At 71.7% G+C, this 5,840-nt stretch carries 6 protein-coding genes; 1 reads left to right on the forward strand and 5 read right to left on the reverse strand.

Features of this window, described 5'->3' with window-relative positions; genetic code table 11:
• Positions 1 to 94 precede the first annotated feature (94 nt).
• A complete protein-coding gene (locus AB8Z36_RS25755) occupies positions 95 to 1,381 on the reverse strand; it encodes a DUF6986 family protein (protein ID WP_369215762.1) in 1,287 nt (428 codons plus the stop codon).
• A gap of 241 nt (positions 1,382 to 1,622) precedes the next feature.
• Between AB8Z36_RS25755 and AB8Z36_RS25760 the strand changes: the two genes are divergently transcribed.
• A complete protein-coding gene (locus AB8Z36_RS25760) occupies positions 1,623 to 2,540 on the forward strand; it encodes an endonuclease/exonuclease/phosphatase family protein (protein WP_369215763.1) in 918 nt (305 codons plus the stop codon).
• Positions 2,541 to 2,647: 107 nt separating this feature from the next.
• Here the strand turns inward: AB8Z36_RS25760 and AB8Z36_RS25765 are convergent, their stop codons facing one another.
• The 4 genes from AB8Z36_RS25765 to AB8Z36_RS25780 form a co-directional block, all read right to left on the reverse strand.
• Complete coding sequence (locus AB8Z36_RS25765) at positions 2,648 to 3,610, reverse strand: electron transfer flavoprotein subunit alpha/FixB family protein (protein WP_369215764.1); 963 nt, start codon at positions 3,608 to 3,610, stop codon at positions 2,648 to 2,650.
• Positions 3,611 to 3,677: 67 nt separating this feature from the next.
• Positions 3,678 to 4,463, reverse strand: coding sequence for an electron transfer flavoprotein subunit beta/FixA family protein (locus AB8Z36_RS25770; RefSeq protein WP_369215765.1), 786 nt, complete (start codon positions 4,461 to 4,463; stop codon positions 3,678 to 3,680).
• Between the two features lie 242 nt (positions 4,464 to 4,705).
• Positions 4,706 to 5,212 (reverse strand): flavin reductase family protein, encoded by a 507-nt coding sequence (locus AB8Z36_RS25775; RefSeq protein WP_369215766.1) that lies wholly within the window; start codon positions 5,210 to 5,212, stop codon positions 4,706 to 4,708.
• A gap of 223 nt (positions 5,213 to 5,435) precedes the next feature.
• On the reverse strand, positions 5,436 to 5,807 hold the full coding sequence (locus tag AB8Z36_RS25780; protein WP_369215767.1) for a thioredoxin family protein: 372 nt from the start codon (positions 5,805 to 5,807) through the stop codon (positions 5,436 to 5,438).
• Between the last annotated feature and the right edge of the window lie 33 nt (positions 5,808 to 5,840).

Raw genomic sequence — 5,840 nt, forward strand, 5'->3', positions numbered from 1 at the left:
GGCGAGCTGCCGCCCGCGGGCTGAACGACGCCGCCGCCGGGGCTCGGCGCCCCGGCGGCGGTGGTCAGGAGTTCTGATCGACGGGCCCCAGCGGCTACTTGCCCGTGAGGTCGCCGCGGCGCGGCCCCGCGAAGCCCTGGAGGCGGGCCAGGGTCAGACCGGTGAGGCGGGTGACCTCGCCCGCGTCGAGGGCGCCGCAGTCCAGGCCGCGCAGCAGGTAACCGGCGAGGGCCTTGGCGGTGGCGGGCTCGTCGGCGACGGCGCCGCCCGCGTGGTGTCCCGCGTAGGCGGCGAGGCGCGCGGCGGCGGCCTCGAAGCCCTCGCGGTAGAAGGCGAACACGGCGGCGTAGCGGGTGGGGATGTGACCGGGGTGCATGTCCCAGCCCTGGTAGTAGGCGCGGGCCAGGGCGCGCCGGGTGAGGCCGTAGTGCAGCCGCCAGGCGTCGTGGACCTGCTCGGTGGAGCCGACGGGCAGGACGTTGGTGGAGCCGTCGGAGACGCGTACGCCGGTACCCGCGGCGGCGACCTGCATCACGGCCTTGGCGTGGTCGGCGGCCGGGTGGTCGCTGGCCTGGTAGGCGGCGCTGACGTGCAGGCAGGCGCTGTAGTCGAAGGTGCCGTAGTGCAGGCCGGTGGCACGGCCCTCGGCGGCCTGGATCATGCGGGCGACGGCGGCGGTGCCGTCGGTGGCGAGGATGGACTGGCTGGTCTCGATCTGGATCTCGAAGCCGATCCGGCCGTTCTCCAGGCCGCGCGCCTTCTCGAACTCCTCAAGGAGGCGCACCATCGCGGTGACCTGCTCGGGGTAGGTCACCTTGGGCAGCGTCAGGACGAGGCCCTCGGGGAGGCCGCCCGCCTCCATGAGGCCGGAGAGGAAGACGTCGAGCGTGCGGATGGCGCGGTCGCGCACGGCCGCCTCCATGCACTTCATGCGGATGCCCATGTACGGGGCGGCGGTGCCGTTCCGGTACGCCTCGGCCACCAGGCGGGCCGCGCGGGCGGCGTCCTGGTCCTCGTCGGCGCCCTTGTAGCCGTCCTCGAAGTCGATGCGCAGGTCCTCGACGGGCTCGCGTTCCAGCTTGGCGCGCACGCGTGTGTAGACGGCGTCGGCGAGGCTTCCGTCGAGGCCGAGCACCGAGGCGAAGGTCGCGGCGTCGGGGGCGTGCTCGTCGAGCATCGCGAGGGCCGCGTCGCCCCAGGTGCGGATGGACGCGGCGGTGAACTGCTCGCCGGGGACGTAGACGGTGTGAACGGGCTGGCGGGTGCCGGGGTCTCCGGGGTAGCGGCGGTCGAGCTCCGCGTCCACGGGGGCGAGGGAAGCGCTGATGCCCTCGCTGACCGCGCCGGCGAGGCTCGTCGCCACCTGCTCTTGCTGACCCATTGCTGCATCCTCCACACACTCGGTGCCGCGCCCGGCATTTCCGCTTCACGGAATCAGTAATCCGTATAGCGAAGTTATCCGCGCTCTTCGTGCTGGTCAACACCCTCTCGTGTCCTGCATCCGTAGCGCACCGCGGCGGTTCACGCGTGTCCCGGGCCGTACGGGCGGCCTTCTTGGCCAGGGTGGCCCCATCCCGCGCGCCCACGGTCGAGGTCGTGCGGCCCGAACCCAAGGAGACCGTGTGCCGATCGACTCCCGCTTCTCGCGCCGTACCGGCCTGCGGGCCGCGCTCGCCGCGGCGGTGGCGCTGCCCGTGTCCGGCGGGGCGCTGTCCGGCGGCCCGGCGTACGCGGCACCGGCGCGGCCCCGCTCCCACGCGCCCGAGGCCCGTCTTGAGGTCATGACGTTCAACCTCCGCTTCGCGAGCGAGAATCCCCCGCACACCTGGACCCAGCGCCGCCCGGTCACCAAGGAGCTGCTGCTCCGCGCGAGGCCGCACATCATCGGCACCCAGGAGGGCCTGTACGCGCAGCTGCGGAACATCGAGTCCGATCTCGGCGCGGACTACGACTGGATCGGCACCGGCACCGGAGGGGGCAGCCGCGACGAGTTCATGGCGGTCTTCTACGACGTCCGCAGGCTGGTGCCGCTGGAGTACGACCACTTCTGGCTCTCCGACACCCCGAACGTCATCGGGTCGAACACCTGGGGCGCCCGCTCGGTCCGCATGGCCACCTGGGTCCGCTTCAGGGACCTGAACACCAACGGCGAGCTGTACGTCCTGGACACGCACCTGGACCACATCAGCCAGAACGCGCGCGCCCGCTCCGCGACGCTGATCGCCGAACGCATCGGCCGTCTCGACAAGGCCAAGCCGCTCATCGTGACGGGCGACTTCAACGCCACCGCCCACAAGAACGCGGCCTACGACACGCTGCTGCGCGCCGGTCTGGTGGACACCTGGGACGCGGCAAAGGTGCGCGGCAAGGCGTACGCCACCTACCACGGCTACAAGCCGCTGACCCCGGGCGGCAACCGCATCGACTGGATCCTGACGCGGCCCACGGCGCGGGTGCACGCGGCGTCGGTGAACACCTTCTCGCTCGGCGGACAGTTCCCGAGCGACCACCTGCCGGTGCAGGCGACCCTGACGCTCTGACTCCCTGAAGCTCTGCCCCCTGACGCACGAAGGGCCCTCGCCCCGCGCCACACGGGCGGGGCGAGGGCCCTCGTACACACGTCTCGTAGCTCGGACGAGCGGTGGGGTCAGCCCTTGCGGGTCTTGACCTCTTCGGTGAGGGCGGGGACGACCTCGAAGAGGTCGCCGACCACGCCGTAGTCGACGAGGTCGAAGATCGGGGCCTCGGCGTCCTTGTTGATGGCCACGATGGTCTTGGAGGTCTGCATGCCCGCCCGGTGCTGGATGGCACCGGAGATGCCGGAGGCGATGTAGAGCTGCGGGGAGACCGACTTGCCGGTCTGGCCGACCTGGTTGGAGTGCGGATACCAGCCCGCGTCCACCGCGGCACGGGAGGCGCCCACGGCCGCGCCCAGGGAGTCGGCGAGGTTCTCGATGAGCGAGAAGTTCTCCGCGCCGTTGACCCCGCGGCCGCCGGAGACCACGATCGCGGCCTCGGTCAGCTCCGGGCGTCCGGTGGACTCCCGCGGGGTCCGCGCGGTGACCTTGGTGCCGGTGGCCTGCGCGGAGAACGTGACCTCCAGCGCCTCCACCGCTCCGGCGGCCGGGGCGGCCTCCACCGCGGCGGAGTTGGGCTTGACGGTGATGACCGGCGTGCCGCGGGTGATGCGGGACTTGGTGGTGTAGGAGGCGGCGAACACCGACTGGGTGGCCACCGGACCCTCCTCACCGGCCTCCAGATCCACCGCGTCGGTGATGATCCCGGACTGCAGGCGCACCGCGAGCCGGGCGGCGATCTCCTTGGCCTCGGCCGAGGACGGCACCAGCACCGCCACCGGCGCGACCGCGGCGTGCGCCGCCTGCAGCGCGTCCACCTTGGGCACCACCGAATAGTCGGCGAACTCCGCCGCCTCGGCGGTCAGTACCCGCACCGCGCCGTGCTCGGCCAGCGCGGCGGCGGTGCCGGCGGCGCCGGAGCCCAGCGCGAGCGCGACCGGCTCACCGATCCGGCGGGCCAGCGTCAGCAGCTCCAGGGTGGGCTTGCGGACGGCACCGTCCACGTGGTCGACATAGACGAGAACTTCAGCCATGGGACTTCAATCTCCTGCGAAGAATGACGGACGAGAGGGCAAGGGGGCGGTCGGCGGGGGAAGGGGCTCAGATGAACTTCTGGCCCGCGAGGTAGTCGGCGAGCTGCTTGCCGCCCTCGCCCTCGTCCTTGACGATCGTGCCGGCCGTGCGGGCCGGACGCTCGGTGGCCGAGGCCACCGCCGTCCAGGCGCCCGCCAGCCCCACCTCGTCCGCCTCGATGTCCAGATCCCCCAGGTCCAGCGCCTGCACCGGCTTCTTCTTGGCGGCCATGATGCCCTTGAAGGAGGGGTAGCGGGCCTCACCGGACTGGTCGGTCACCGACACCACCGCCGGCAGCGCCGCCTCCAGCTGCTCGGAGGCGGCATCACCATCCCGGCGCCCGCGCACCACGCCGTCCTGGACCGAGACCTCCGACAGCAGCGTCACCTGCGGCACACCCAGCCGCTCGGCCAGGATCGCGGGCAGCACACCCATCGTGCCGTCGGTGGACGCCATGCCCGCGATGACCAGGTCATAGCCGGTCTTCTCGATCGCCTTGGCCAGCACCAGCGAGGTCCCCATCACATCGGAGCCGTGCAGGTCCTCATCCTCCACATGCACCGCCTTGTCCGCGCCCATCGACAGCGCCTTGCGCAGCGCGTCCTTGGCATCCTCCGGACCCACGGTCAGCACGGTGATCTCCGCGTCGTCCGCCGCATCGGCGATCTGCAGCGCCTGCTCCACGGCGTACTCATCGAGCTCCGACAGCAGCCCGTCCACATCGTCGCGGTCGACGGTCAGGTCATCGGCGAAGTGCCGGTCGCCGGTGGCGTCGGGCACGTACTTCACACAGACAACGATCCTCAAGCTCACGCCGGCTCTCCTACTGCATCGTCTTTACTGGGCTGCTGCCTTGGCTTCGGCCACTGCCTTCCTGCAGGCAGCATAGGCGCCTGGAGCGATTGCCCCCGGTCGGGGAGGCCCCGTTCCGATCGAAATATTACTCATGAGTACACCCAGTTCATTCCCGCTGAGCAAGCGCTTTGAACTGTGACCTTCCCAACGCGCCGCGATCGGCCTCCGAAGGGCCGTTCCGGGAACTCCCGGAGCCTGCGTCAGTCGCGCAGCGCGTTGAAGCGGCCGTGGTGGTAGAGCAGCGGCCGCCCCTCGCCCGTCGGGTCGCCCGCGACGGCCTCCGCGAGGACGAGCCGGTGGTCGCCCGCGGGCACCCGGGCCACGATCCGGCAGACCATCCAGGCCAGCGTGGAGCCGAGCACCGGCACCCCTTCGGGCCCCTCGTGCCACTCGGTGGGCGCGCCGAAGCGGTCGGCCCCGCTGCGTGCGAACGTGGCGGCGAGCTCCTGCTGGTGCTCGCCGAGTATGTGGACGCCGATGTGTCCGGCCTCGCTGATCGCGGGCCAGCTCGAAGCGCCGGTGCCGATACCGAAGGAGATCATCGGCGGCTCGGCGGAGACGGAGGTCAGCGAGGTGGCGGTGAAGCCGACGGGGCGGCCGTCGTGGCTCGCCGTGATCACGGCGACCCCCGCCGCGTGCCGCCGGAAGACCGAGCGCAGCAGGTCGGGGGTGGCGGTGCGGGCGCCTATGGCGGGCGATGCCGTCATGGAGTTGTCCTTCTGCCGGAGGTACGAGCGGAGACGTCGGTGCTCAGCGGCGCGGACAGCGCGCGCCCGCGTGGCGGACGAGGTCGACATGGACGCGCTCGTACAGAAGGAGGTCCCTGGGCATGCCAGCAGGCTCGCGACAGGTGGTTCGTACAGTCAAGTCGGTCCCGGAAGATGAAAGAAGTGTCACGGACCGGCCCTTGGCACGCGGTGCGCTGCGAGGTCACACCGCCTCCCCGAGCGCGGCGATCACATCGGCCCTGCGGGGCTGCCCCGCGGCGCGGCGCACCACCTGGCCGAGCGCGTCCAGGACGAGCACGGTCGGCGTCTTCTCGACGCGCAGTTCCCGTACGAGCGCGAGGCGGTCCTCGGCGTCGATCTCCACGTGCGCCACGCCCGGGACCATCGCCGCCACGTCCGCGAGGACCCTGCGCGTGGCGCGGCAGGGCTGGCAGAAGGCGCTGGAGAACTGCACGAGTGTCGCCCGCTCCCCCAGCCGCTCACCGATGTCCGCCGCGCCGAGCCTGCGCCCGCTGTCGCGTCCTGGCACCCGCTGCCTCCCGCCCGCACGTTCCTTGATCCGGTCCTTCCCCAGTTCAGCACTTGTGCGGCCGGGAGAATTCCGACG

This window comes from Streptomyces flavofungini, from assembly GCF_041028215.1.
GTDB lineage: Bacteria > Actinomycetota > Actinomycetes > Streptomycetales > Streptomycetaceae > Streptomyces > Streptomyces flavofungini_B.